The organism is Silvimonas terrae (assembly GCF_014202765.1).
In the GTDB taxonomy this organism is placed as follows: domain Bacteria; phylum Pseudomonadota; class Gammaproteobacteria; order Burkholderiales; family Chitinibacteraceae; genus Silvimonas; species Silvimonas terrae.
In genome coordinates this window covers 408,624-434,957 of sequence record NZ_JACHHN010000001.1, presented here as the reverse complement: position 1 = coordinate 434,957, position 26,334 = coordinate 408,624, and the positions used below count along the sequence as shown (strand labels likewise).

Annotated in this window: 20 protein-coding genes and 1 other RNA gene; 9 read left to right on the top strand and 12 right to left on the bottom strand. The window is 57.9% G+C overall.

Features of this window, described 5'->3' with window-relative positions:
- Positions 1 to 42 precede the first annotated feature (42 nt).
- The 4 genes from HNQ50_RS01725 (at position 43) to HNQ50_RS21865 (ending at position 2,399) form a co-directional block, all read left to right on the top strand.
- The gene (locus HNQ50_RS01725) at positions 43 to 561 is read left to right on the top strand and encodes an acyl-CoA thioesterase (RefSeq protein ID WP_184096910.1); all 519 of its coding nucleotides are present in this window, start codon (positions 43 to 45) and stop codon (positions 559 to 561) included.
- A 54-nt stretch (positions 562 to 615) separates the two neighbouring features.
- Positions 616 to 974, top strand: a transfer-messenger RNA (tmRNA) gene (ssrA, locus tag HNQ50_RS01720).
- 186 nt (positions 975 to 1,160) lie between these two features.
- Positions 1,161 to 1,991 (top strand): tyrosine-type recombinase/integrase, encoded by an 831-nt coding sequence (locus tag HNQ50_RS01715; protein WP_221302948.1) that lies wholly within the window; start codon positions 1,161 to 1,163, stop codon positions 1,989 to 1,991.
- Between the two features lie 12 nt (positions 1,992 to 2,003).
- Complete coding sequence (locus HNQ50_RS21865) at positions 2,004 to 2,399, top strand: tyrosine-type recombinase/integrase (RefSeq protein WP_221302947.1); 396 nt, start codon at positions 2,004 to 2,006, stop codon at positions 2,397 to 2,399.
- Between the two features lie 71 nt (positions 2,400 to 2,470).
- On the opposite strand, the gene HNQ50_RS01710 is transcribed toward HNQ50_RS21865, so the two are convergent.
- From HNQ50_RS01710 to HNQ50_RS01675, 9 genes are all read right to left on the bottom strand, one after another.
- Positions 2,471 to 4,261: an SIR2 family protein gene (locus HNQ50_RS01710; protein WP_184096908.1), complete on the bottom strand. Its 1,791-nt coding sequence runs from the start codon at positions 4,259 to 4,261 to the stop codon at positions 2,471 to 2,473.
- Positions 4,262 to 5,582: 1,321 nt separating this feature from the next.
- A complete protein-coding gene (locus HNQ50_RS01705) occupies positions 5,583 to 6,095 on the bottom strand; it encodes a toprim domain-containing protein (RefSeq protein ID WP_308419124.1) in 513 nt (170 codons plus the stop codon).
- A 301-nt stretch (positions 6,096 to 6,396) separates the two neighbouring features.
- Complete coding sequence (gene murI / locus HNQ50_RS01700; protein ID WP_184096904.1) at positions 6,397 to 7,158, bottom strand: glutamate racemase; 762 nt, start codon at positions 7,156 to 7,158, stop codon at positions 6,397 to 6,399.
- Positions 7,159 to 7,444: 286 nt separating this feature from the next.
- Positions 7,445 to 7,783, bottom strand: a complete 339-nt coding sequence (locus HNQ50_RS01695) for a DUF1484 family protein (RefSeq protein WP_184096902.1) — start codon at positions 7,781 to 7,783, stop codon at positions 7,445 to 7,447.
- Positions 7,780 to 7,914, bottom strand: a complete 135-nt coding sequence (locus HNQ50_RS22275; protein ID WP_281386106.1) for a hypothetical protein — start codon at positions 7,912 to 7,914, stop codon at positions 7,780 to 7,782. The genes HNQ50_RS01695 and HNQ50_RS22275 overlap by 4 nt, the downstream gene beginning before the upstream one ends.
- A gap of 1,047 nt (positions 7,915 to 8,961) precedes the next feature.
- Positions 8,962 to 10,050, bottom strand: a complete 1,089-nt coding sequence (locus HNQ50_RS01690; RefSeq protein ID WP_184096900.1) for an endo-1,4-beta-xylanase — start codon at positions 10,048 to 10,050, stop codon at positions 8,962 to 8,964.
- Between the two features lie 4 nt (positions 10,051 to 10,054).
- Complete coding sequence (locus tag HNQ50_RS01685) at positions 10,055 to 11,440, bottom strand: tetratricopeptide repeat-containing glycosyltransferase family protein (RefSeq protein ID WP_184096898.1); 1,386 nt, start codon at positions 11,438 to 11,440, stop codon at positions 10,055 to 10,057.
- Between the two features lie 213 nt (positions 11,441 to 11,653).
- Positions 11,654 to 12,028 (bottom strand): hypothetical protein, encoded by a 375-nt coding sequence (locus tag HNQ50_RS01680; protein ID WP_184096896.1) that lies wholly within the window; start codon positions 12,026 to 12,028, stop codon positions 11,654 to 11,656.
- A 333-nt stretch (positions 12,029 to 12,361) separates the two neighbouring features.
- A complete protein-coding gene (locus tag HNQ50_RS01675; protein WP_184096894.1) occupies positions 12,362 to 14,695 on the bottom strand; it encodes an extracellular solute-binding protein in 2,334 nt (777 codons plus the stop codon).
- Between the two features lie 364 nt (positions 14,696 to 15,059).
- Here HNQ50_RS01675 and HNQ50_RS01670 point away from each other — a divergent pair, with 364 nt between their 5' ends.
- The gene (locus tag HNQ50_RS01670; RefSeq protein WP_184096892.1) at positions 15,060 to 15,521 is read left to right on the top strand and encodes a bacteriohemerythrin; all 462 of its coding nucleotides are present in this window, start codon (positions 15,060 to 15,062) and stop codon (positions 15,519 to 15,521) included.
- Here the strand turns inward: HNQ50_RS01670 and HNQ50_RS01665 are convergent.
- On the bottom strand, positions 15,518 to 15,820 hold the full coding sequence (locus tag HNQ50_RS01665; protein ID WP_184096890.1) for an I78 family peptidase inhibitor: 303 nt from the start codon (positions 15,818 to 15,820) through the stop codon (positions 15,518 to 15,520). The two genes, HNQ50_RS01670 and HNQ50_RS01665, sit on opposite strands and share 4 nt — an antisense overlap.
- Before the next feature lie 847 nt (positions 15,821 to 16,667).
- Here HNQ50_RS01665 and gap point away from each other — a divergent pair.
- The gene (gene gap, locus HNQ50_RS01660; protein ID WP_184096888.1) at positions 16,668 to 17,666 is read left to right on the top strand and encodes a type I glyceraldehyde-3-phosphate dehydrogenase; all 999 of its coding nucleotides are present in this window, start codon (positions 16,668 to 16,670) and stop codon (positions 17,664 to 17,666) included.
- A gap of 72 nt (positions 17,667 to 17,738) precedes the next feature.
- Here the strand turns inward: gap and HNQ50_RS01655 are convergent, their stop codons facing one another.
- Positions 17,739 to 18,188: a POTRA domain-containing protein gene (locus HNQ50_RS01655; protein ID WP_184096886.1), complete on the bottom strand. Its 450-nt coding sequence runs from the start codon at positions 18,186 to 18,188 to the stop codon at positions 17,739 to 17,741.
- Positions 18,189 to 18,644: 456 nt separating this feature from the next.
- On the opposite strand from HNQ50_RS01655, the gene aspT (HNQ50_RS01650) reads away from it, so the two are divergent.
- Genes aspT (HNQ50_RS01650) through HNQ50_RS01640 form a run of 3 tightly spaced genes read left to right on the top strand, consistent with a single transcriptional unit; the run spans position 18,645 to position 23,814 of the window.
- Entirely contained in the window at positions 18,645 to 20,342 is a 1,698-nt protein-coding gene (gene aspT, locus HNQ50_RS01650) for an aspartate-alanine antiporter (protein ID WP_184096884.1), read from the top strand.
- 55 nt (positions 20,343 to 20,397) lie between these two features.
- A complete protein-coding gene (gene aspT, locus HNQ50_RS01645) occupies positions 20,398 to 22,083 on the top strand; it encodes an aspartate-alanine antiporter (protein ID WP_184096882.1) in 1,686 nt (561 codons plus the stop codon).
- 60 nt (positions 22,084 to 22,143) lie between these two features.
- Complete coding sequence (locus HNQ50_RS01640) at positions 22,144 to 23,814, top strand: bifunctional aspartate transaminase/aspartate 4-decarboxylase (protein WP_184096880.1); 1,671 nt, start codon at positions 22,144 to 22,146, stop codon at positions 23,812 to 23,814.
- Between the two features lie 179 nt (positions 23,815 to 23,993).
- Here the strand turns inward: HNQ50_RS01640 and HNQ50_RS01635 are convergent, their stop codons facing one another.
- Positions 23,994 to 26,249 carry an SdiA-regulated domain-containing protein gene (locus HNQ50_RS01635; protein WP_221302945.1) on the bottom strand — a complete coding sequence of 752 codons (2,256 nt, stop codon included), beginning with the start codon at positions 26,247 to 26,249 and terminating at the stop codon, positions 23,994 to 23,996.
- Positions 26,250 to 26,334 lie beyond the last annotated feature (85 nt).

The following is a 26,334-nucleotide window of genomic DNA, read 5'->3' as shown; positions in this document are numbered from 1 at the left end:
ATGTCATTTATGCGCCTGTACAACCCAACCTGACCCGACACCATGAACCTTTATTTGCGTCTGCTCTGGCTGATGCTGTTTGGCCGCCGCCGCAGCGCCTGCCCCACCCTTGGCCCTTGTCGCACACCCTACCAGGTCTACCCCAACGACCTGGACATCTTCCGGCACGTGAACAACGGCCGTTATTTCACCATGCTGGACCTGGCCCGCGTCGATCTGATGCAGCGCTCTGGCCTTGCCGCCAAAGTGGCTGAAGCCGGCTGGTTTCCCGTCGTCGCCATGGAAACCATGCACTTCAGAAAAGCACTCAAACTATGGCAGCGCTTTGAAGTACAAACCGTGGTGGTCGGCTGGGACGACAAATCCATCTACCTGGAACACCGGGTGGAGCGCAAGGGCGAAACCATCGGCATCGCCTATATTCGTGCCCGCTTTCTACGCAAAACCGGGGGTTCTGTGGGTACGCAAGAACTCATGGTGCTGGGCGGCATTACCCACCCCAGCCCGCCGTTGCCAGACTGGCTGGCCAACTGGGGCAACGCCTTGTCAGAAGTGGAATAACGACAAGAACTGACCAGAACGCCCGTTCCAGGTTATACTAATAGTTCTTCATCCGGGGCCGCCATGGTTTCGACGGGGGTTACAAAGCGGACGAGGGCATGCCGGGATCTCAGTCGCCCGTAAAACACTGAACCAAGTTAGTTGCAAACGACGAAACTTACGCCCTAGCTGCTTAACCAGTTAGGCTCTGCGCTACTTCTCCCTTCGGGTAGACCGGGCAACCGGTAGCAGAGTCATATAGAAGGGATCGCACTGCATCGGGTCACTTGATGTAGTGTCAAACCAAGGTGACTCGCCCAAAACAAGCCTGCCGGTCGGCTCGTCAAGGGTTAAATCCAGTTGGCCAGGCTAAGCATGTAGAACTCTTCGTAGAGGACTTTCGGACGTGGGTTCGACTCCCACCGGCTCCACCAAACATTAGTTTCACAGAGTGTCGTGAAACTCCAAGAACCCCAGTAAAGCTTAGCTTTCTGGGGTTTTTTCATGTCATAAGGCACCGCAACGTGCATTGACATCCCACGTCTTTAGGGGCCTAAATAGGGGCCTAACAGTCGCTTCTGGGGCCCCTTTCGTGGAAGGCCCCTAAAACTGAGGCCCCTATGCCGCGCAATACCAAGCCCCTGACCGATACCGAATGCAAGCAAGCCAAAGCCACAGACAAGGAACGTAAATTGTTTGATGGTGGGGGCCTATTCCTGTTGGTTACACCAACGGGCTCAAAGCTCTGGCGCATGAAGTACGCCCGTCCAAATGGCAAAGAAGGGAAATTGTCCTTCGGCGCATACCCAGAGGTTTCTTTGGGCGCAGCTCGCGCGCAACGAGATGCTGCACGATCCTTGCTCGCACAAGGCATTGACCCCGGCATGCAGCGCCAGCAAGAAAAAGAAGCCGCAGCATTTGCAGCGGAAAACTCATTCGAAGCGGTTGCTCGCGCATGGTTTACCAAGTTTATGACTGGTCGTTCCGAGAGCCATCGTGAACGAACCATTAACAGACTGGAATCAGATGTATTCCCGTGGCTTGGCAAACGCCCTGTTTCCGAAATCCGCCCGCAAGAGTTGCTAGCTTGTCTGCGTCGCATTGAGGAGCGAGGTGCAATTGAGACCGCCCATCGCGTTCGTTGGTCCTGCTCCAAGGTTTTCCGTTTTGCCATTGCCTCGGGCCTTGCCGAAAGCGACCCAGCCGATCTGCTCAAAGAGGCATTAACCAGACCAGATCCGAAAACCTTTGCGACAATTACTGATCCGGTGAAGGTTGGCGCCCTGCTCCGCGCCCTGGATGATCTAGAGGCCTCGCCCGTCGTTCGCAGTGCGGCCCGATTGGCACCACTTGTATTCGTGCGCCCGGGCGAGCTTCGTCAGGCTGAATGGGCGGAGATAGATCTAGAAAAAGCTGAGTGGCGCATCCCGGCTAGCAAGATGAAAAGCTGAGCAGTTCACATCGTGCCCCTATCCCGGCAAGCGCTAGACATCTTGCGCGATCTGGAGCCCCTGACCGGTCGCTTCAACTACGTGTTTCCCGGTGAACGTACGCGGGAGCGGCCAATGAGTGAGAACACTGTGAATGCCGCGCTTCGCCGGCTGGGGTATGCCAAAGACGAATTTACCGGTCATGGCTTTCGCAAAACGGCTTCCACATTGCTTAACGAGTCGCACCTTTGGCACCGGGATGCAATCGAACGCCAGCTTGCGCACGGTGAGCGTGATGAAGTACGAGCCGCATACAACTACGCCGAGCATTTGCCCGAGCGAGTAGAAATGATGCAGTGGTGGGCGGACTATCTCGATCAACTAAAGGCAGGTGCACAAGTGATTTCATTTCCACCCCGTGCCGCATAGTTGACTCAGCCAGTCTAACTGCTCCCCTTCGTCAAGGCGGAGGGGACTCAAACAATTGTTCTCCATAGCTATTACCAGCTCATTCTTCCCGCAATAATCCTGAAGTTCTTCACAAACAACTCAAGGAAGCTGCGGCTGTTTTTTGCAACGCCGGCCGCTAAAAGCTCTAAGGCGAATGCCTCCTGTTGAAGCTCCTGCATTAGCATGTGGCCGCCATCACTGCGCCAACCTGCGCGCCCCATCGGCATCCAGGCTAACGGGAGACCAGATCCTGGCATATTCGATCTTGCTGCCTCTTCAAGCGCCGCTTCACTGTTCATCTCAAAGTGTGCCAATGAGCCCATCATTTCAAAGCGCTCAAACAGCAACTCAAAGTTTCCATCTATTCCGACAAAACTCTTCTTCCATTCGGTCATAACGTCCAACAAGTGGTCGCTAAGGGGCGTCTTCCGCCGATCAAACCCCTCCAGGTTTTGCCAGAGCTGTGGATCACTTCCAGACCAGCTCCCGAGGAATAACGTCGACGCAATTGGCTGGGGCTCACGCTGATCCCGCGCCATTGTCATCGAAAATAGCTGATGCAACGCCTTCCAGCGCCCAGCCTTGGTGAGGCCGATTCCATATGCGGTCAAGACAAGAACCACGGGGTATGAGCGAAGGTTGAGAAATACCGTTAACCCGCTCCCAATCTTTCCCGCATGCAAGTACAGCGCCTTCAGAATGTCTGTAACAAGGCGAGTTTCCGAACCATCGCCCCACCTTCCGAGAACACCCGTCATACGAGCAAGGGGCTCGGTCACAGACTCATACGACTGCACCCTAGATCGAAACTCGTCTTGGCTCCAAACACCATTTGGAGTAAACGCCCCCCCATCAAGTTGAGATAGCAGTCGCTCCGTCTCTTGAGCAAACAGTTCATCCAATTGAATCCGATGCTCTGTCTTGGCGAGGTAGCGTTTGGCACTGTTAACCAATAACTCGACGCTCAATGGATTTTGACGCTGACTGTTTTCCAGTGTTTCAACCCGTTGTTGTAACAGTGGGAAAAAGTCATCAGCACTCCTGATTGAGATGAGCTTAGCCTGCCGATGGGCTGCAAGTTCACCTGCGCCAGTACCAAGGGAGCCTCGAGCCGCCCAGTACACTGAATAACGTCGATTAGGTGCCCGCAGGAAAGCAGCGCGCAGTGCGTGGTCCCATTCACCCGACCAACCGCAAATGATCAACCCATGTTCATCGAAAATGCGATCCAACAGCTTGTTGTATGAATCGGAGTAGGCACTCAGTTCCTCGTCAGTGTTCAAAATGCGGGAGTCTTTGTAATCGCCATGCAGCTTTAGTACATAGCATCGGCTATGCGTCAAAGGCTCCGCGCCACTAAGCGAATCAACGGATGATATGACCGTGGGTTCAATACCTTGCTCACGCAAAGCATTTTCCATAAGCCGGTCAAAGTTAGTTGTGATGATGACTCGGATATGCCCCGAACGAACCAATTGTGCAATTGCATGATGCGCCTTGGTGGGGACCTTGCGCCCCTCTTGGCGATCAGTTACATCCGGCTCTATATAGCGATGAAGAATGGCCCGCCTTTCATCTGGCGAATTGGTTAGTTCCTCCAACAGGGTCGAGTAGTTAGGTTCCTGTCCGATTGTTCCCCTGTACCAATCCGCCCAATCCGGTTGCTCTTCGACACCTTGGGCGACAGCGACCCGGCGGACCAGGTCCAAGGTGATCTCCCAACCTGTTGGAATCTCTGCTGCGCGCGATAGCCCTGAACCAAGAAGAACCGCAAAAACACCAGCGTTTTCGTAAACGGAGAAAGCCAGCTGGGTGATTGGATCACCCTTTAAAAGCGTCATTGGTCGTCTACCTTAATCGACATTTCAAGTGTGGTCCGGCCTTGTGCCAGAGGGTCCACCAGTTGCTAGCAGTAAATCGGACATTTCAGCCATTCGGCCCTACCCACGCAGACGGCCGGTATAGGGCGAGAGGCAGACTTTAGGGAGCAAAAATGATGGGTGCAACCCATAGCGCTTAACTCGCTGTTTATCGACACGGGGCCCGACCAGTCTTGCCATATAAGCACCTTTAATCGTCACTGTTACATACAATCTCCATAACAACGATTCCATATAAACAAAATTGGACAGTCATGACTTTCTTCGAACTTGAATCAGCAGATATTAAGTCTCTCAACGACGGCGACCTACGGGAGCTTGTTGCGCGCTTGGTAGAAGCCGAACTGGTTCAACACGGCATCCCGACATCTTGCGTGACCTGGGGCGGAGCTCAAGAAGCTGCGGATGGTGGGCTTGATGTTAGTGTTAAAAGCGCAAACGGCGTTTCCAGTACGAGTTTTGTCCCTCGTGAACGTACCGGTTATCAAGTGAAGAAACACCTGATGGGCAAGACGGCGTGCTTCAAAGAAATGCGAGGGGAAGATACCCCCAAAGCCATCATTGCCGAACTAGCCTCCCAAAGTGGGGCCTATATCATTGTCAGTGGCTATGACGATTGCTCGGATAAAATGCTCTCTGAGCGCTTGGAGGGCATGAAAAATGCCGTATTCCCTCTAACAAACAAAGAGCAGCTGCATCTCGACTTTTACGGCCGTGACCGGCTATGTACATGGCTTAGGCGTCATCCTAGTGTTGCCCTTTGGACTCGTTCCCGTCTCGGCAAACCCTTGACGGGCTGGAGACCATATGAACGGTGGGCAGCAACACCGCCAGATCAAAATGACGATTTTTTGATTGATGACCATCCATGTGTGATCGATACCAGCGATAGTTCCAAAGAACCCCAGCCCATTTTGGCTGGCATTCAACTGGTCAGGACCAGACTGGAAACACCAGGTAGTATCGTGCGTATCACCGGACTTTCCGGTGTCGGCAAAACACGATTTGCCCAGGCCCTTTTTGAGACCAAAATTGGGGATGCCGCGCTTCCACACAGTGAAGCCATCTACGCGGATCTCGGTGAGAACCTAACCCCCACCGCCTCAGAATTAGTCACTTATCTAATCGCCAACGATATCGCTGCTTATCTGGTTCTGGATAACTGCCCACCGGATGTACACCGAACACTTCAGCAACAAGTGGCCGCCAATCAAGCGAAACTACGCCTTCTCACTCTTGAATATGATATTTCTGATGATAAGCCTGAAGAAACAAGGGTGATTCATCTCGAGCCTTCAAGTGAGGCAACGGTTTCCGTACTGCTCCAGAGACGTTTCCCATCCTTAGGACGCGTTAACGCGGATCGAGTCGCCGAATTCGCTGGAGGCAATGCACGAATAAGCCAAGGTTCAACCAGTTTGAGGCGTTTGGCGAGTTCTTCAGGGCCGTGCGCATGCAGCACGTCGTTGATATCTTCGCCTTCCTCCCAGGCTTGCATGTCGACCAACTGGTTGCTGATACCCAGGGCAGTGAGTAGTTCAGACAAACGCCACGCCCCAGCCAAACCCGGTCGCTGGCTGGTCTTGGCGTTGACCGGATCGGTATGGTCTAGCGCGATGACGACCCGTTTCCCCTTGAGGAACGACCAATCAATGCTGCTCACGTTGCCGGCGCCGCGAAGTGCGTATGCACAGGTTCCTGCCGGCAAGCCAGCGGCCTCAATAGACAGTGCGTTGATTGGGCTTTCAACGAGATAAACCGTATGTGCCCGTTTCAGCAGCCGGGCGTCGCTCACCCAGCCCGCGCCGGCACGGTCGCCACAACACTGGGTTTTCACGTTGCCGTTGCGGGCTGGCTCTTCATAGCGTGTATCCGGGGGCCCACGTGGGGGCTTGAGAGACAACGTTGGGATCACTGAAGTTGCTGGCCCCTCCCCAGGTTACCCTCACCGGCCCATGATCCATGGCGGGATGACGTTATGCGCCCTTCCCCAACACTTTTTACACTCTTCAACGACTACAAACAGACTTGGAGCGGTAGAGAGACAAGGCCCACCGGGCCGGCCGGCGTAACCCGCAATGAAAGTTACAGCCCGCTCAAAGCTGCAGTGGCGTAACCGCAAACGAAAACCCCAGCATGCGGTGCATGGCCTGCGTTGACCGTGGGCTGGGGGCGGTGCTCATAAACTGGTATGAGGCGATGCCCGAGGTATTCTGAATGTGTTCAGTCAGCGATGAGACCCGGCGGGCTACCGCTGTGGCAGGGTCAAGCAGTTCGACCTGCGGCCCTGCCAGGTGCTGAATCAAGGGGGACAAAAACGGGTAGTGCGTACACCCCAGCACAATCTGATCTACGCCCGCGTTCAAGAATGGCGTGATTGCCGTGGCGACCAACATTCTGGTCATGTCGCTTTCCAGTTCACCAGCCTCTATTTGTTCGACCAGGCCCACGCCCGGTTGAAGAATGACTTCAACGTCTGCGGCATGGCGTTCAATCAACGCTTTCAGGCGGGCGCTTTCCAGTGTGACCTTGGTGGCCAGCAGACCCACTTTTCTGGTTTTGCTGGCCACCGCAGCGGGTTTGACGGCGGGTTCTACACCCACGACGGGGATGGCCAGGTCTGCGCGCAGGTGGTTCACCGCGACGGCCGTTGCGGTATTGCAGGCCACCACCAGCAGTTCTGCCCCGCTGGCTTGCAGGTGGCGACCAATTCGCAGTGAGCGGTCCACAATCTGATCGTGGTCGCGGCCACCGTAGGGGGCTAGTGCCTGGTCGGCAATATAAGAAATCGATAACTCCGGGCGCAACGCCGACACGGCCCGCCACACCGACAGGCCACCTAGCCCGGAATCAAACATGCCAATCATTCTGAACCTGCACCGACCATGTAAAACCACTGCGCGTTGCTCGCGCCCCTATGCCATCTAATGGCTCGCATTTTGCCACGGTCCTGCAAAGACCATGAACGTAAAAAGAGAGACCGCTGAAATATCCTGGCGACCGACCAGCCATTCAGGGTGTATGCATCCTCATTCTTGAATGGCGCGGTCAACAGGGTGGGCCCGAGCAATAAAAACGACGGCTCCCCTGATACAGCGGAGCCATCGGTTCATGCAAGTGGTGGCGGTTTACCGGACACAACGCTTAAAACAAGGCGGCAATGCCCCGGCAGGCATGGTCCAGATCATCATGGCAAGGCGTCAGCAGGGCGACCACACCACGGGAGGGCAGCGTGATATTCCCCAACTCTTCCAGCAACATCAGCAGCAGGTTTAACGCAGCCTGCGTGGCAAATAGTTGGCCAAGATGGTCTTGAATGACCTCTTCTACGGTTTTATCCAGTTCTTGCAGCAGTTGAAGATTTTGCGAAAGACGTAACCGGCTGGCTTCATCCAGGGTGAGTTGCTGGCTGAGCGCCACGGTTTGTTGCAAGAGCGAACTGCGGCGCAGCAGGGTGAGTTCTGATGAGAAACTGGCGATCATGATTCGCCTCCGCTGTAGTACAGCAAGATGAAGGCGGTGACGGTGAAAATGGTGGAGATGAGTGGATCGAGCGAGATTTGGGCAACGGTCTGGCGCGCGGGTGGCGCGGGCGTGCCTTGAGGTGCATACATGGCTGAACTCCCAAGCGTGGTCTTAGCCTCCGCCAACCCGCTGCTAAACGGGGTGGCGGAACCGGATAGGGTTAGCAGACCGGGCTTGGAAACCGGCAGACCCGAAGGTCTCCCCACCCGGCCCGCCATAAAACATGGGCGTACCAAGTGTGCCGATGGACGCATGATCACACCGAGTGTGATTGCGGCCATCAACCCAAGCTCTGGGCTGCTAAACCCAAGCCGCGCTGTTAAACGCGGCGGAGCCATATTGCCTGGCAGTCGGGATGCTCCACATCGGGTTGATCCGATTCTGGGGCCAGCCTTACACAATCACGCGCATATTTGGCCACAGACAAAAATCGCTGCCTAAGTAAATATGCCGTCGGGCTGGCAGTGCCAAAGAGGCGGACCCCTCGTAGCCCGGATGAAGGCCAAGGGCCAGGAATCCGGGGTGACAATGCGCACCAATCTGCTATTGCCCGCATGGTAACCCCGGATTCTCGCTGCGCTTCATCCGGGCTACGGGCCCTGTAGGGTGGATTCGCGCAGCAATCCACCGTCGGCAAGGTGGATTGTCGCTGCCGCTCCGAATCCACCCTACGCGCTGCCTAAGTAAATATGCCGTCGGGGTGGCAGTGCCAAAGAGGCGGACCCCTCGTAGCCCGGATGAAGGCCAGGGGCCGGGAATCCGGGGTGGCAATGCGCACCAATCTGCTATTGCCCGCATGGCAACCCCGGATTCTCGCTGCGCTTCATCCGGGCTACGGGCCCTGTAGGGTGGATTCGCGCAGCAATCCACCGTGGGCAGGTGGATTGTCGCTGCCGCTCCGAATCCACCCTACGCGCTGCCTAAGTAAATATGCCGTCGGGCTGGCAGTGCCAAAGAGGCGGACCCCTCGTAGCCCGGATGAAGGCCAGGGGCCGGGAATCCGGGGTGGTAATACGCGCAGATGTGCCATTGCCTGGCATGGCAACCCCGGATTCTCGCTACGCTTCATCCGGGCTACGGGCCCTGTAGGGTGGATTCGCGCCGCAATCCACCGGTTACCCCAGCGCTAGTCCGGGTTACCGCCGGGCCGCGTTGAACACCGCCCAGAACGCGCCTTTGGGTTGGCCTTGGGCATCGAACAGCAGCGGCTGGTCATGGTGATCGGCCGGGGCATCCTGATTGAGCCAGGTGCTGGCATCCGTGACGCCCCACCACGTTACGGCGGTGACGTCCGGGTGGTTGTGGATCATGCGCATGATGTCGCCATAGCGGCGGGCTTGCAGGGCCAGCAGGTTCTCGCGGGTGTCGTACAGGCGGTTGTCTTTCCACTTGTACAAGCTCATGTCGATTTCCGTGATCTGGTTTTCCAGGCCCAGCCGGGCAAAGGCGGTCAGGGTTTGGTCGATCTCTTCTACGCGCGGATAAAACACAGAGATGTGCATCTGGTGGCCGATGCCGTTAATGGGTACGCCGCGTGCTTGCAGGCCTTGTACTACGCGGATCAGGCAGCGTTGCTTGGCCGGTTCCGTGGTGGAGTATTCGTTGATGAACAGGCGCGCTGCGGGGTCGGCGGCGTGGGCGTAGCGGAAGGCCTCATCCACGTAATCCGGGCCGACCACCTGGTGCCACTTGTCGTTACGCAGGCAGTCTGCTTGTTTCTCATCAATGATCTCGTTGACGACGTCCCAGACGTATACCTGCCCTTTGTAGTGCCCTACTTCGGTTTCAATATGCCGTTTCAGGCGCGCCAGTACCAGGTTGCGATCTGCGGGCTGGCCGTTCCGGCCTTGCCACATCCAGTCTGGCGTGTGCAGGTGCCAGAGCAGCGTGTGACCGCGAATGGCCATATCGTGGCTTTGGGCAAAACGGACAATGGCGTCGGCCGCTTCAAAATGAAATTCGCCTTCACGCGGTTCGGTCGCCATGGGTTTCATGGCGTTTTCCGCCACGACGCTGCTGAACTGGTTGGCAATCAGCTCACCCTGGCTTTTGATGTTCTTTTCATCCACCGCCGCACCAATCAGCAACTGGCCTTGCCAGGCTTTGGCCAGCGAGGGCGTGGGGATGGCACTGGCAGCCACAGGCGGGGAGACGGCGGGGCCGCTACATGCGGCCAGAATGCAGATGGTGATCGTCAGACCAACGCCGTACAGGCGGCTATGCATGGATTCATCCCTTTGTGTGGCTACTTGGCCAGTTGCGTAAATCTTGCGCGACGGTGGCCAGCGGGCTGGCCCAGTCCCCGGCCGTGGTTTGCTGGATCAGGCGCAATGTGGGGTACCAGGGTGAATCTGTACGCCCGGTCAGCCAGCGCCAGTCCGGGCGGTAATCGGGCAACAGGACCCAGCACGGCTTGCCCATGGCCCCGGCCAGATGGGCGACGGCAGAGTCTACGGTGATGATCAGATCCAGGTTGGCGATCAGCGCGGCGGTATCGTCAAAGTTGTGTAATTGCGGGCCGGCCACGAACAGGGATTGAGGCATCCGGACATGATGTTGTGCCGCCTCGGCCGGACCCTTTTGCAGACTGACAAAGTGAATGCCGGGTGTGCCCAGCAGGGGGGCCAATACATCCAGCGCGGGGATAGAACGATCCCGGTCATTCTCAAACGCCGGGTTGCCTTGCCATACCAGCCCTACTCGCGGGCCCGGGTGGTTTTCCAGACGATCTTGCCATTGGGCGGCTTTGAGTGCGTCGGCAAACAGGTAAGGCACCTGCGCGGGAATGCTATCGAGCCGGGTGCCAAAGTGCAGCGGCAGGCTCATGGGGGGGCACCAGTAATCCCAGCCGGATTGCGGCACGGCTTCGTCGTAGCCGTAGACGTCATCCACGGTAGGCATTCGCGCCAGCAGGGTTTTGAGCGGGGGGTGGCATAACAGGCTGACCCGCTGTGCACCATGGGCTTTGAGCAGCGTGGCGTAGCGGACAAACTGGATCATGTCGCCAAAGCCCGCTTCAAAGCCAATGATGATGGATTTGCCGGCAAGGTCCTCGCCCCGCCAGCGTGCAAAGGTAAAGTAGCGGCCCAGCGGGTCGTCTGAACGCGCTTCACGCGTCTGCCAGCCTTCTTCAAACCGGCCTTGCCGCATGAGGATGTAACTGAGGTTGAACTGCGCGCGGGCGTAATGCGGATCAATCGCCAATGCCCGGCGATAGCAAGCCTCGGCTTCGTCTTCCCGCTTCCGGCACGCCCACAGCACACCCAGGCTGGACCAGGTCGGCGCCGAATGCGCAGAGAGTTCCAGCGCTTGTTTGAAAGCCAGCTCGGCGTCATCAAAGCGTTTGTGATTGAGCAGCAAGACGCCCAGATTCAGGTAAATCTGCGTGTTGGTGGGTTGCAGCGCCAGCGCGCGGCTGTAGCTGCCAATGGCGTCTGCGGTCTCGCCCTTGCGTTCTTGCAACAGCGCCAGGTTGGCCCAGACTTCGGCCAGTTCTGGCGCAATGGCCAGGGCCAGTTTGTAATGCGCCTGCGCGCCGGCCAGGTCGCCCTGCTGTAGCAGGCGGTTGCCTTCTTCAAACTGATGTTGTGCCTCAGGGGGGCAATCAATGGGCATGGCGGTAAGCCGGAAATCCGCGTGATGGTGATGGAGTGTAATGCCAATGCAAGCGGCCCGCGTCATGCAGAATCTGACAGGGTTACAGTGCCAATGCAGAGCTTATATTAAGCACGTGCGCAAGCAATCCCCCCAGCGCATTCTGGAGCATTTGACAGGCCCCGGTGTCCTCCCTGCACCGGGGTATTTTTTTCCCCAATGCAGTCCTGCCGCTTAACGCCGGGTCGGTGTGTCTTCCGGGACTTCCACCGCCATCAGGCCGGCCAGCCAGAAACAGAATGCCGCCACCAGCAAGGCAATCACGCACAGGGTGATGCCCAGTTGCTTACCGTGCCACAAATGCCCCAGCCAGGTGTTGAACCGGGAGACCAGCACGCCAGAGGTGCCGGCAATGCGTTCCAGCTGTGCGGTATATTGACGGCCCTGCATGGCGGCCGTGGCATCGACCGGATCGTCTGCCAGCCAGTAAATCAGCCCGCCACCGAGCACCCCGGAGATCAGGATCAACACGCCAGCCAGACGCATCCTGGCATGGGCGGTCCAGTCTTTACGGGCGGGTTGCGGGACTGGTGGAGGGAAGTCGGGCATGGACATGGCGGTTGGCGGGGTCTGATATCAGTTGTAATCATCAGCATAACGCGTCAGGGGCAAAACCGGGGGACGAAGCGGTGCACGCTTGCCGGTGATTCACCAAACCTGTTGTCACGGATTGCCGGCATCGCTACCCCGGATTCTCGCTTCCCCGCTACTACGGCCATCCCTGTCATTCAGCGGTGGGGGCACCCGCCAAGGGGCGCGCTTCATCCGGGCTACGGCACTGGGCTCCCGCTTCGCAGGAATGCCCCATCCGTAACCGGGATCTGCATCCCAATAAAAAACGGCAGCCAACGCTGCCGTTTTTTCACATCATCAAACCCAACCTCAGCGATTCACCGCTGCCGCCAGACGGCGTGCCCCTTCTGCCGGGGTCATATTGTCGTTGGTCCAGAACTCGGCCACCGCTTCGATCAACGCCTTTTTCTGGTCATCCTGTACCGCCATGTTATGCGCCCAGGATGGCACCAGCGTGTTGCGGCTGGCGGCATTGCTAAAGTCGCGGGAGGATGCGCGGCCGTAGGCGTCCAGCTTGTTGGTATCGACGTCGGTACGGGCCGGGATGCTGCCTTTGTGTTTGTTGTAGGCCAACTGACCTTCGTGGCTGACCAGCAGGCGTACAAAGTCCAGCTGGGCTTTGCGGCGCACCGGGTCATCCTGGCGGAAAAAGGTCAGCGTATCGGCCGCAAAACTGTATTCGCCACCGACCGATGGTGCGGCCCAGAACAGATAGTCTTCACCCGGTTTGCGATTGGCTTCGTCCAGTTCACCTTTGACCCAGTCGCCCATCAATTGCATGGCGGCGCGGCCGTTAATGACGTCGGCCGTGGCCAGGTTCCATTCGCGGCCCACTGAATCGGGCGTGCAATACTTTTTGAGGCGGCGGAAGGTTTCCAGCGCGCGGGCCATTTGCGGGCCGTTTAGCGCACTCGCTTCCAGTTTGCTAAAGGCAGACAGATAGAACTGCGCACCGCACAGACCCAGCACCACAGATTCAAACAGGGTAGCCACTTGCCATTTGACCTCGCTATGCGCCAGCGGGGTAATGCCGGCAGACACCAGCTTGTCGCACACGACAAAGAATTCATCCCAGCTGGTGGGGGCTTGTGTCACGCCCACGCGCTTGACCAGGCTGGCGTTGACCCACAGCACGTTCACCCGCGCCACACCCAGCGGTGCGGCCACGTACTTGCCGTCGGCCTGCATCATTTTGTCCAGCACGGCCGGCAAGATGCGGTTCCAGCCTTGTTCATTGGCCACTTCACCCAGATCGGCCAGGACCCCTTTGCCGGCCCAGTTCTGGATCTTCACCCCGCCAAATGCCGCCGCCGTCGGCAGCTTGCCCTTCTCCACGGCGGCCTTGAGCATGCCGGGCACGTCTTTGCCGCTATGCATGTCGGCCCAGTGGTGGCCCATCTGGTTCAGGCGCAGCTTGATTTCTGCCACGGCGCGGGCGCCGCTGGAGGCAAACCAGCCGTGCAACACTTCGATGTCTTCCAGGCGGAACCGCCCTACCACGCCCATCAAATCACGTGCGCGTTTGTCCAGGCCCTCCAGCGCGCGACGGGCTTGTTGCAGCGCCGAGTCAGATGCCTGGCTCATCACGTTGATCTGTTCGGACGATTGCGCCATGGTGGTGGCGGCAGAAGTCTGTTCTTGCGTGGCGTCGGCAATACCCTGGATGACGTCGGCCATCTGATCCATACGTGCGCCGATCTGCAGCATATGTTCGCGCGCGACATCGGCTTTTTCTACGCTGGCAGACACCTGGCTGGTCGTGCCCGCCATGCTGTCCACGGCCTTGCGGGTTTCTTTGTTGACCGAGTCGATCAGGCTGGCAATTTCCACCGTGGCGTTGGCGGTACGTTCAGCCAGCTTGCGCACTTCATCGGCCACCACGGCAAAACCGCGGCCTTGTTCACCAGCGCGGGCCGCTTCAATGGCGGCATTCAGCGCCAGCAAATTGGTTTGCTCGGCAATGTCTTTGATCACCACCACAATGCTGCCGATCTTCTGGGAGTTCTTGCCCAGATCGGTCATGGTGCTGCCCAGTTGCTGCATGGATTGCGCCATGCTGGAGACTTCGTCCGATACGCGCAACACGGCCTCTGCGCTCTGGCGCGAGAGTTGCGTGGTTTCCTTGACGTTGCCGTCAACATCAGAGGCGTTATCGGCAATGTGGGTGATGCTGACCGTGATTTCTTCCACAGCAGCAGCAGACGCCGCCGCAAAGTCGCTCTGCACGTGGGCGTCTTTCACCAGTTGCGCGGTCACGCCGGTGAGTTCTTTCAGGCCCAGCGAAAGGCTTTCCATATCCCGCTGCACTTCACGGAAGGTGACTTGCAGATCAGACACAAAATGATTGAAGGCGTTGGCAATATCCGCCAGTTCCGGCGCGCCGGAAGCGTCTACGCGGGTATTGAGATCACCCCCTTTTTCCACGAGCGTGGTCAGCGTGGTGCGCAGACGGTGCAGTGGTTTGAGGGTCAGCCCCACAGCAGCCCAGATGCCGCCCAGCACGGCCAGCAAGACCACCACAGTGATACCGGCAATGGCACCGGTACTGGTCAGGCCCAGACCAGCAATCAGGCCCCAGGCGATAAGAAAGCCGGCAACAACAAGGCCGCCGACCCATAGAAGAATGCGGTTCTGGATAGACATATCGGGTTCCAGGTCTCTCTGTTTCCAATCATGACAAGTACATAACTGATGTTTCTTTTTTTATGTACAAACCATATCCGGAACTATCACAAAACACCAACTGATTTTTGATATAAGCAACATAAACTTACTAAATAGTGGGTTTTTTTACCGGTTTTGTTCATCTCTGAAAAATTTGCTTTCAACAATAGAAATTTATTTGCCAGCCGCACAAAAAAACCAGCCAACATTTGTGAGATGAATCCGACTTGCGCCAGGATGCCGCGATACCGATGAGCTCAAGAGCAGAACGAGCTTGATGCAGATCAAGACCCCTCTCCGGCCATGTAATCAGCATATCGAATTGTCATAAGAGAGACACAAGATGCAAACGCTGGTGCAGTGGGACGACAGCCTGTCGGTGGGTATTCAGGAAATCGACGAACAACACAAAGTGCTGGTGAACTTGCTCAACGAGTTATACGAGGCCATCCACCGCCATCAAGGCCGGGTGGCCTCGGTAGACATTCTGGGCCGACTGGCGGACTACACGCGCATCCATTTCACCGTGGAAGAAAGCCTGATGCGCATTCTGGGTTACCCGGATTACGAAGAGCACAAACAGCACCATGAGATCCTGATTTCGGATCTGCATGCGTTCCAGAAACGGGTAGAGGCCGGCGACGCCGTGACGTTTGAATTGCTGCATTTTCTGCGCAACTGGCTCACGCATCACATTCAGGAAGGCGATACCCGCTACGCGTCATTTTTCCTGGAGCGCGGCGCGCAAGCCAGGTGGCAGAAAAAAGGCTGGCTGGACCGTTTCTGGTCTGGCATCACCGGTTAACCGCAGCTGGCTTTTTTGATGACGCCCGCGTCATCGACTTCCAGATTCAACCGGGTCACGTTGTAATCCATGGTGACTGCGTCACCCGGCTTGATCACGCGCAGCACTCTGGCATCTGCTTGCTGGCGAATGGCGTCCAGTTGATCCGGATCAGCCCGCTGCCCGACGCGGGCCTGCACCGCATCTGCATTACAGTGTGCCTGTGGTTCTGGTCCAGCCGGCGCCGCAGCCGGCCCCTTGTTGCTGGTGCAGCCAGACACCACCAGCAACGCCAGGCTGACGATGTAAAACTTGTACATGATCCGCCCCTGCTGACTATCGAATTTCAACATAGCAGAGCAGTCGACAACGCGGGCCCAGCCCACACCCGACATACCGCCCGTCCTGCGCATAGATGGTTTACGGGGTTGGTGTTGGTGTTGAAGTGGCCGTTGCCGTTGCCGTTGCCGTTGCCGTTGCCGTTGCCGTTGCCGTTGCCGTTGCCGTTGCCGTTGAAGTTGAAGTTGAAGTTGAAGTTGAAGTTGAAGTTGTTTTTGACTTTCCTCCCATCAAAGCCAAGCGCCGAAAGAGTGGAGGGAGACCTTGGGCTCCCGACCGACTGAGGGCAGCCCGGAGGGCCGCCACCCCGCTGCAACTGCCATCTGGTACTCCGGTGCCTTTGTGGGGGTACCCACCAAGGGGCAGGCTGGGGTCGCCTTTCTTTTGGTTACTTTTCTTGGGGCCGCCGAGGCTGGCGACGCAAAGAAAAGTAACGTGCTCCGGCCACCGCCGGTATGTAACGCCTTTCAACCCCGCGCCGTCAGGCGCGAACACGCAAACGGTGCAAAGGTGGATTGTCGCTACCGCTCCGAATCCACCCTACCCCTCAACGCCATGTAATCAGGTCCGCCCCCCGGATTCCCGCCTTCGGCTCCATCCGGGCTACAAAGTGGCATCTGCCAGCAAAGGCCGTACTGAAGTCCGGCATCCGCCGAAATGACAAGTCCACCTCCCTCTTCAGACAGATCCAGCTTTCTGCATGTACTTTCAACTGCAATGACCACGTACTACATTAAGAGCCGTGCGCCCAAAGTAGCCATGCCAGTGCCAGGCAGGGGTGCCAACCACAACATAGCGCGCAGGTTCAAGCCTGGCGGGAGACATCACATGAACAAGATCGGGATTAACGGGTTTGGCCGGATTGGTCGGCTGGTATTGCGCCGTATGCTGGAAGTGAAATCGGGGCTGGAAGTCGTGGCGATTAATGATCTGACTTCGCCCAAGGTACTGGCCTACCTGCTGCGCCATGACTCCAACTACGGCGCATTTGGGTGGAGCGTGGATTACACCGAAGACGCGCTGATCGTGAACGGCCAGAAAATTGCCGTGTACGCCGAGAAAGACGCGGCCAATATCCCGTGGGGGAAACTGGACGTGAATGTGGTGGTGGAATGCACAGGTTTTTATACCTCGGAAGAAAAAGCCCAGGCGCACCTGACTGCCGGCGCGCGCAAAGTGCTGGTCTCCGCGCCAGCCGGCAATATGAAAACCATTGTTTACGCCGTGAACGATGACGTCATGACGGCGACGGACAAGTTTATTTCGGTCGCCTCTTGCACCACCAATTGCCTGGCGCCGATGGCCAAAGTGCTGGAAGACAACTTTGGCATCAAGGTCGGCACCATGACCACTGTCCATGCCTACACCGGCACTCAGGCGCTGGTGGACGGCCCGCGCGGCAAAGACTTGCGCGCCAGCCGCGCTGCCGCAGAAAACGTGATCCCGCATACCACCGGTGCGGCCAAGGCAATTGGCCTGGTGATTCCGTCGCTGACTGGCAAACTCAAAGGTCACGCCCAGCGGGTGCCGGTCAAGACCGGTTCGGTCACCGAACTGGTCACCATTCTGGGCAAAAAGGTCAGTGCAGAAGAAATCAACGCGGCCATGAAAGCCGCTGCCAGCGAGTCCTATGGCTATACGGAAGAAGAAATTGTCTCGTCTGACGTGATCGGCAGTACGTTTGGCTCGGTCTTTGATGCGACCCAGACCGAAATCAGCGAAAGCGGCGATCTACAACTGGTGAAAACCGTGGCCTGGTATGACAACGAGCACGGTTTTGTCACGCAGTTGATCCGCACGCTGGAGAAGTTTGTAAAACTGGGTTGAGTCGACGCCCATCCATGACAAAGCCCCGGTATTCACTGGGGCTTTGTCATGGATGGGCGCGCGGCCAAGCCATCAGGCCTCGAACACGGCAAGGATAAGATGCCCCGCGCGGCCATCGTCGACGCAAGCAAAAATGCGCGGTAACGGATGTCCGTTCACCTGGTAATGGGCGGTGACGGCCTGGATGACGGTTTCTACCATCGGCATGGCCAGCGGCCGATGCTTCAGATAGTGCAGATACGGCTCAAATACGTCTTCGGTAAACCGGCTAACCCCCGTCAACTGGACCGAGTGCACCATTTGCAGCGCGCTGCCGGTGCTGGCGATCTCTTGCGGTTTTTCTGCTGCGGTCTTGGCGGCAGCAGGTTGCTCTGGCTCAAGCAGCAATCCGGCGCGCTGGTCTTGCGGCAATGGCCAGTACACACCTTGCCTTGGCAAATTGGCGCGCGCGCCCAGCGATAGCGCTGCATACAGCACGGTCAAGGCAATGGCCGGTTCAGCCCGGAATTTTTTGCGAAACATGCGGAGATTCCTGCGTTCAACGGAGTGGGCCGTGACGACGTGGCCGGTTCACTTCCCGAGGGTGGTCTGATGAGATTCTCAGGCAAATCCTAAAACGCCGGTTGCGAACAAGTACCCCGGCAGAGCGTGGGTTTTACCAGGAATCCAGGGGAACGGTCCTGGCTTGCGTGGGTCGGCGCTATGCTCACAATTGGCTGGGGTACTTTCGAGAATCCGGCGCCCCAGCAGAAAATGTGCAGGGTGCCCAGCACACCATGCAAGCGGCCCGATCGGGCTTTTTCTGCGCATCCCCTCCCCTGCCTACCGGCCGCGATTCCCCAATTGGCGGGCTATCCAGACCTCATTGCAAAAATGTGGGTGCTGGCAAAGATTTGTTTCAGTTGAGAGAAATTCTCAAGCATCCGTAGTTCTTATGGTCTAGCGTAATCAGAGAATGTCTGACAGAAAAAAGACCATATGCTTGATCTTGCCGTCAAATTGCTACAAGAAAATCCCAGCATCGCGTTGTTCCTGGCACTGGCGCTAGGGCACGCCATAGGCTCCATCCGTTTCATGTCCATCCAGTTGGGGGGCGTGTGCGGGACGCTATTGGCTGCCTTGTTGATCGGGCAGATCGGCGTACAGCCAGACGCGGGCGTCAAGAACGTGTTCTTTGCCTTGTTCATCTTTGCGCTGGGCTTTGCCGGCGGCCCGCAGTTCTTTGCCAATCTCAACGCCAAAGGCCTGCGCCTGGGTCTGTTCTCTGCCATCGAAATCGTTGTGGTCCTGGCCCTGGTGCTGGGCGCGACCCACCTCCTGAAACTGGATCAAGGCACGGCATCCGGCTTGATGGCCGGGGCGGCGACAGAATCTGCGGTGGTCGGTACGGCGTCGGATGCGGTGGGCAAACTGGCTTTGCCTGCGGCGCAGATCAAGCAGTTACAGGCCAATGTGGTCACCGCTTATTCGGTCACCTACGTATTTGGACTCATCACCATTGTGGTGATGACCAGCCAGATTTTCCCGCTGTTACTGCGCATGAATGTGGAAGCGGAAGCCAGGCGTCTGTGGGAAAGCATGGGCGGTTCGGTGCAGGATGCCCACGGCAACCAGGCCGCGCCAGAAATGGTGGGCCGCGCATTCCAGGTGACCGAGGCCGTGGGCCTGTCTGTTGACGACGTCGAGAACCGTTTCCCAGGCATTGAGGTGGGCCGGGTCATGCGGGCCGGGCAGATCTTGCCGCTGACGCAAGAACTGGTGTTAAGCCGGGACGATCTGGTGCTGCTGACGGGTCGGCGCGCGGCAGTGCTGGAAGCCGCCGTGGCCATCGGCCCGGAACACGCCGATGTCAGTGCGCTGGATTTTGCCATTGAGACCGTTGAGGTGGTGTTCAACCGGCGGGATCTGGAAGGTTACACACTGGCCCAACTGGTCGAGATGGGACGCAAGTCTGGCGTGAGCGAGGGTGTACACCTCATGGCCATCACCCGGGGCGGGCAACCGATCCCGCCGCTGTTTGAGGTCCATCTGCAATATGGCGACGTCCTGCGGCTGTATGGCTCGCACGAGGATCTGAACCGGCTGGCACCGCGCCTGGGGGCAAGGGTAGATCAGTCAGAGCGCACCGACTTTACCTTTGCCGGCCTTGGCATTGTGCTGGGCATTCTGATTGGCATGTTCAGCGTGCGCTTGTCTGGCGTGGCGTTCTCACTTGGCACTGGCGGCGGTGCCTTGCTGACCGGCCTGGTGTTTGGCTGGTATCAGGCGCGTAACCCGCAAATGGGCAACATCCCCGCTTCTGCGGTGGCACTGATGAAAGACCTGGGGCTGGCCGTGTTCATTGCCTGCGTGGGTCTTTCTTCCGGCCCGCAAGCGCTGACCCTCATCCACAAATACGGTGTGGCCTTGCCGCTGACAGGGGTGCTGATCGCCCTCGTCCCCGCCCTGGTTTCCCTGCTGGTCGGCCGTTATGTCCTCAAGCTGGAAGCGCCGGTGTTGCTGGGCGCCATTGCCGGTCAGCAATGCAGTACGCCGGCATTGAGCGCCGTGGTCAACGTCGCCGGCAATACCACCCCGCTCTTGGGCTACACCATCACCTACGCCATTTCCAATGCACTCCTGCCTTTGATGGGACCACTGATCGTGTTCCTGTCTGGCGCGGTGGGTGCGCACTAGTTGTTCCAGGTTGATCTGATTGTTTCAGTCATTGTTTCAGTCAAGGGAGATAGAAGTGGACTGGTTGCACGATATTTTCAAGCATTCGCCGGAGATCGCGCTGTTCTTCTCATTGGCGGTAGGTTATCGGATCGGCCAGATTCACTTTGGCAAGTTCCAGTTGGGCGGCGTTGCCGGGTCGTTGCTGGTGGCAGTGGTCGTCAGTCAGGTTGGCGTGACGGTTGATCCGGGCGTCAAAGCCGTGCTGTTTGCGCTGTTTATCTATGCGGTGGGCTATGAAAGCGGCCCGAGCTTTTTTTCTTCCCTGGGCAAGCAGTCGATCCGGGAAATCATTCTGGCGGCGGTGTTATCCATTACCGGGCTGATTACGGTGGTGGTCTGCGCCAAGATCTTCTCTCTCGATAAAGGGCTGGCCGCCGGTATTGCGGCAGGCGGGCTCACGCAATCGGCCATTATCGGTACGGCAGGTGACGCCATCACCAAACTGGGGCTGGGGGCGGATGAGGTCAAACGCTTGCAGGCCAATGTGGCCATTGGTTACGCAGTGACCTACGTGTTTGGCTCGTTTGGCGCGATTATCGTCTGCGTGAACATGCTGCCCAAGTTGATGGGGCGCAGCATCCGTGAAGACGCCATTGCGGCAGAGGCATCGCAACAGGCCGGCGTGCATGTACTTGGCCCAGGCCAGTTGGCGGCAGCACCAGCACTGGTTGGGCGTTTGTACCGCATTGGCGCAGCGGCCGGCCGCCAGGTGAACGAGATCGAACAAGCGTCGCAGCCTCCCATCACGCTGGAAAAACTCAAGCGCGATGGCAAGGTGATCGACATCGGTGGCGATACGCTGTTGCAACAGGGCGATATCGTGCTGGTGGTCGGCCGCCGCACTGCGGTGCTGGAGCAAGCGCCCACCCTGGGCTCTGAAATCCAGGGTGAAGAAGGCATGGATCTGGTGGTGCAAGCCCGGGAACTGGTCGTCACCAGCCAGAACCTGATTGGCAAAACCATCCGCGAAATTGCCGAACAGACCTCGCCGGTGGTGCGCCATGGCGTGTATCTGACCGGCGTGTCGCGCATGGGCAAACCCCAGGTACTGGGCCCGGACACCCGGATCGAGCGCGGCGATACAGTGCAGATATACGGTGCAGAGCGCGATATCAACCGCGTCGCCGGGCAGATTGGCTACATGGTGATCCCCAGCGACAAAACGGACTTCGTCTACATGGGCGCGGGCCTGGTCGTCGGTCTGTTGATTGGTTTGCTGGTGGTCAAGCTCGGTTCGATTCCACTCACCCTGGGCAGCGGCGGCGGGGCCTTGTTGTCTGGCCTGTTGTTTGGCTGGTATCGCGCCAAAAAACAAAGCTTCGGGCTGATCCCCAACGGGGCGGTACAACTGCTCAAAGACCTGGGGCTGGCTGGTTTTGTGGTGGTGGTGGGTTTGTCGTCCGGCTTGCAAGCGGTCGAAACCGTGCGCGCGCAGGGCATGTCCATCTTTCTGATCGGCGTGGTGGTCACCATGCTGCCGATGATCCTGACCATGTTGTTCGGGCGCTATGTGCTGCGCTACGACAACGTGGCCGTCTTTGCGGGGGCGCTCTCGGGCTCACGCAGTGCCAACCCGGCGTTTGGTGAAATCCTGACCAAGGCAGAGAACTCGGTCCCGACGGTGCCGTTTGCCATCACCTACGCCCTGGCCAACGTATTTCTGACGCTGTTGGGTCCGCTGATTGTGGCCCTGGTTTGATCAACCGGGCCGGGTGTGCCGGCCCGTTCCTTTGTAAACGATGCAACAGGAGCTGTTTCGATGAGTACCCTCAATTTCGAAGAACTGGCTACCTTGAGTCCGTTTGAGCTCAAGGATGTACTGATGAAGTCCGCATCCAGCAATCGTGAACGCGCCATGCTCAATGCCGGGCGCGGCAACCCGAATTTTCTGGCTACGGTCCCGCGTCACGGGTTCTTCCAGTTTGGCCTGTTTGCCATGACCGAAGCCGAGCGCTCGTTCATCTATATGCCTGAGGGCGTGGGTGGTTTCCCCCATCGCGAAGGTATTGAAGCGCGTTTCGAGATTTTTACCAATACACATGTCGGCACCGAAGGCATCGACTTTCTGAAGTCCTCGGTCTCTTATGTGCGGGATCAGCTAGGGCTGGATGCGGGCGACTTCATTTACGAAATGTGTGAAGCCATCCTGGGTTGTAACTACCCGGTGCCTGATCGCATGCTCAAGCTGACCGAAGAAGTGGTGGCGCATTACATCCACCGCGAAATGGTCGGCACCCACCCCTTCGTTGGCCGCTTTGACATGTACGCGGTAGAAGGCGGCACGGCAGCCATGACCTACCTCTTCAACAGCCTGCGTGAAAACGGCCTGTTGAACCCGGGCGATACCATCGCGCTGGGCATGCCGATCTTTACACCGTATATCGAAATCCCGGAACTGAACGACTACAAGCTGCATGTCGTGACCGTGGATGCTCCGCCAGAAAACAACTGGCAATTCACCAAAAAAGAACTGGATAAACTGCTGGACCCCAAGGTCAAGGCGTTCTTCCTGGTCAACCCCAGCAACCCGCCGTCCGTGCGCATCAGCAATGAAACGCTGGAATACATTGCGGCCATCGTCAAAAAACGCCCTGACCTCATTTTGCTGACCGACGATGTGTACGGCACCTTTGCCGATGACTTTGTCTCTTTGTTTGCGCTGTGCCCGTACAACACCATCCTGGTGTATTCGTTCTCCAAATACTTTGGGGCGACAGGCTGGCGCATGGGCGTGGTGGCGACGCATGAAAACAACGTCTTTGACGAGTTGATCGGCAAACTGCCGGCCGCCAAACTCAAAGAACTGGATGAGCGTTATGGCTCCATCACCACTGAACCCCGCAAACTCAAATTCATTGATCGCCTGGTGGCCGACAGCCGCACAGTGGCGCTGAACCACACTGCGGGTCTTTCCACCCCGGTCCAGGCGCAAATGGCATTGTTCTCGCTCTTTGCCCTGATGGATGAGCCGGAAGCCTACAAGAAGGCCATGAAACGCATTGTTCGGCGTCGCAAGATTGCGCTGTACAAGGAAATTGGCCTGCCAGTACCGCACGATCCGGATTCGATTGACTACTACCATCTGCTGGACTGGGAAACCATCGCCGGCCAGTTGTATGGCAAAGAATTTGTTGATGCCATGCTCCTGCAATTCAAACCCAACGAGTTCTTGCTGCGCCTGGCAGAACAAACCGGCGTGGTGCTGTTGCCAGGCCGGGGCTTTGGCACCACCCACCCGTCCGGCCGCGTCTCGCTGGCCAACTTGAACGAAGTGGATTACGCCCGTATTGGTGCCGCGGTACGCAAGCTGGGCACGCACTACTACGATCTGTACATGGCAGGCAAAGGGGCCAAAAAACCGGCTGCCAAAGCGGCGACGAAAGCCGCCGCGCCGGCAGCCAAAAAGGCCAGCCCGGCCAAACGCAAGTAAGTCTGCGCAAGCCGCAACAACAAAAAGCCCTGACGCTGTTCAGGGCTTTTTTCATGCCTGTTTTTTAGGCCACCACGGGGCCGGAGTTGTTGCAGAGGTTGCCGCCGCCACAAGAAAAAAACCGCCCGACATGGTCGGACGGTTTTCTGGATTGCATCTGCGGCACAACGGCCCTGGCGTTACTGCCCAGGCGAACCAATCGAGGCGGGTTTGGCCGGCTCCGCAAAGCCGCCACGGACCCCCACTGCAGCCTCAACATAGTTGGGCGTCGTGGTCGACACGGTATCCCACACGGCAGAGACTTTGGCATTGCCACCGACGAAGACTGCACCCGCATGGTTGCTTGCGGCGACCAAGGTCGGATCTGCACCCGTCGCTGTCGGGATCAATTTGAGCGTCCCATCGCCTTGCGTGGCGCTGATCGGCGTACCGTAGTTCATCGCTGCAGCGACATTACCGTTGGCGTCATACACGATCACGGCATCACCCTTGCCTAGACCGATCGGGTTGGCTGGATCGTTATTGACGTTCAGCATGGCAACCACCGGAACCGTGTTCGCCAGACCCCAGGTGGTACGGAAGGTGGCTGCATCGGTCACCGGCACGCCAGAGACCACCACCAGATGCTCACCCGGAGCCAGGATCGTGCCGGCTACAAATGCCGCGCTGTTATTGGCATCGGTGACGTCGGCGTGGTTATCGCCCCACTTCCACCCGGTCAGATCAATCGCCGCGCTACCGTAGTTATAGATTTCAAAGAAGTCCTGACCGCCATCGGCGTTGGAGTTCACTTCCGAGATCAACACGGTTGGCGCCGGTGCACCGGCCGCCGCAGTAGTAAAGCTCTCTGTCAGACCGGCAAAGGCGTTGCCATACAGGTCGGTAATCACGCCGCTGGCCAGTTGCACGGTGTAATGCGCGCTATCTTGCAGCGGTGTCGTCAAGGTCACCGTCACCCGGCCACCGTTGAACTTGACCTGCGTTGTATCGTTGACGGAGACGTTGCGGGTATCCGAACCGTTGCTGATCACAATGTTGCCCGTGCCCGCCTGCACCACCTTATTGAACGACATGGAGAAATGACTGCCCGTGATCCCGGTCGCGCCGTTGACCGGTGCGGTGCTGGTCAGGGTCGGCGCGGTCTGGTCAACCGTTCCGATGGTGGTAAACGAGAACGTGGACGGATCAGTGACAGCAGCCGTATTGGTCCCCGCGACGGTCTTGATTGCACCCGCCGGCCAGGTGAGGTGGTAGGTCGTGCCGGCCACCATGTAGAACTTCGGATGCACCTTCATCACGCTGCCATTGAAGGTCACTTGCGCGGGATCTGCGACGGCGATGGTACGCGTATCACCCGCACCGTTGCTCAGGACCAGATTGCCCGTCCCGGCCTGCACTGCCTGGTCAAATGTCAGATAGAGGTTACTGCCAATGCCGACATTGGATGTGCTGGTGGTTGGCTTGAAAATGGTCAGCCCTGGCAGGCTGGGCCCGGCGGCCTGTTCACCCACCGCGTAAATGGTCCCATCCGGCCCCATGGTCACGCCCTCATTCTGAGCGGTGGCGCTCATGTACAGGCTAGATATCAGGTTGCCAGCGCGATCCATCTTGACGATGCGGCCATCCGGCGCGCCAATGATGACGACGTTGTCGTAATCCGGGGCCGTGTTCGGCACGATATTGGAGACCGAGAACACATCGTTGAATGCCGAGAGCCCCGTCTTGGCGGCATCAAACATCACCGGCGGATTGTCGGTGGTCGGCAGGATAGGCGTGCCATCCGAAGCCGTTGCCGAACCGTTGGCAAAATTGATCGCGGCCTGGAAAATGCTGGTCGGCTGCGACTGGCGCACCGCGACATAACCGCCGGTTTTGGTATCGAAAGTCACCCCTTCGATCCCCACGTTACCCACGGTTGTGCCCAGTTTGACGGATTGCACGTCTGCGCGATGCAGCGTGCCTCCTGGCACATAAGTAAACAGATCAACCTGCCGCAGCCGTTCTTCGATCAGCACAAACTTGCCACCACCCACATAGGTGATGCCTTCCGTATCCTGGAAGTCACTGGCGTTGAGGGTCATGGAATCGATGACATGACCGTCCGTCCTGGCGACCTGCACGACCGAGGTAGCACCATCGCCAATCACAAACAGCGAATCGGTATCTTTATCGTAAGTCACGCCAGATGCTTCAGCGTTCAACAGGTTAGTACCGGTACCCACTTGCAGGGCAAAACTGCCGGTCTGCGTATAGTTGTTCAGATCCCACGTGCTTTGCGGGTCGGCAAAGGCAAGCGCAGGGATTTTGCTATCGACAGGCACGCTGCCGTTATCAGCAGGCGCGCTGGTGCTGGTGTTACCACCATCGCTACCGCCGCACGCACCAAGGCTGGCGGCCAGGATCGCCGGGATCAGGAAGTTGAGAGTTTTTTTCACGATGCTCTAGGGGAGTGGGTTGTTTATAAGTCGTCACGACATGATCGACCTGGAGCTTGTTATCCTGGCCAAACCGGCGCGGCTG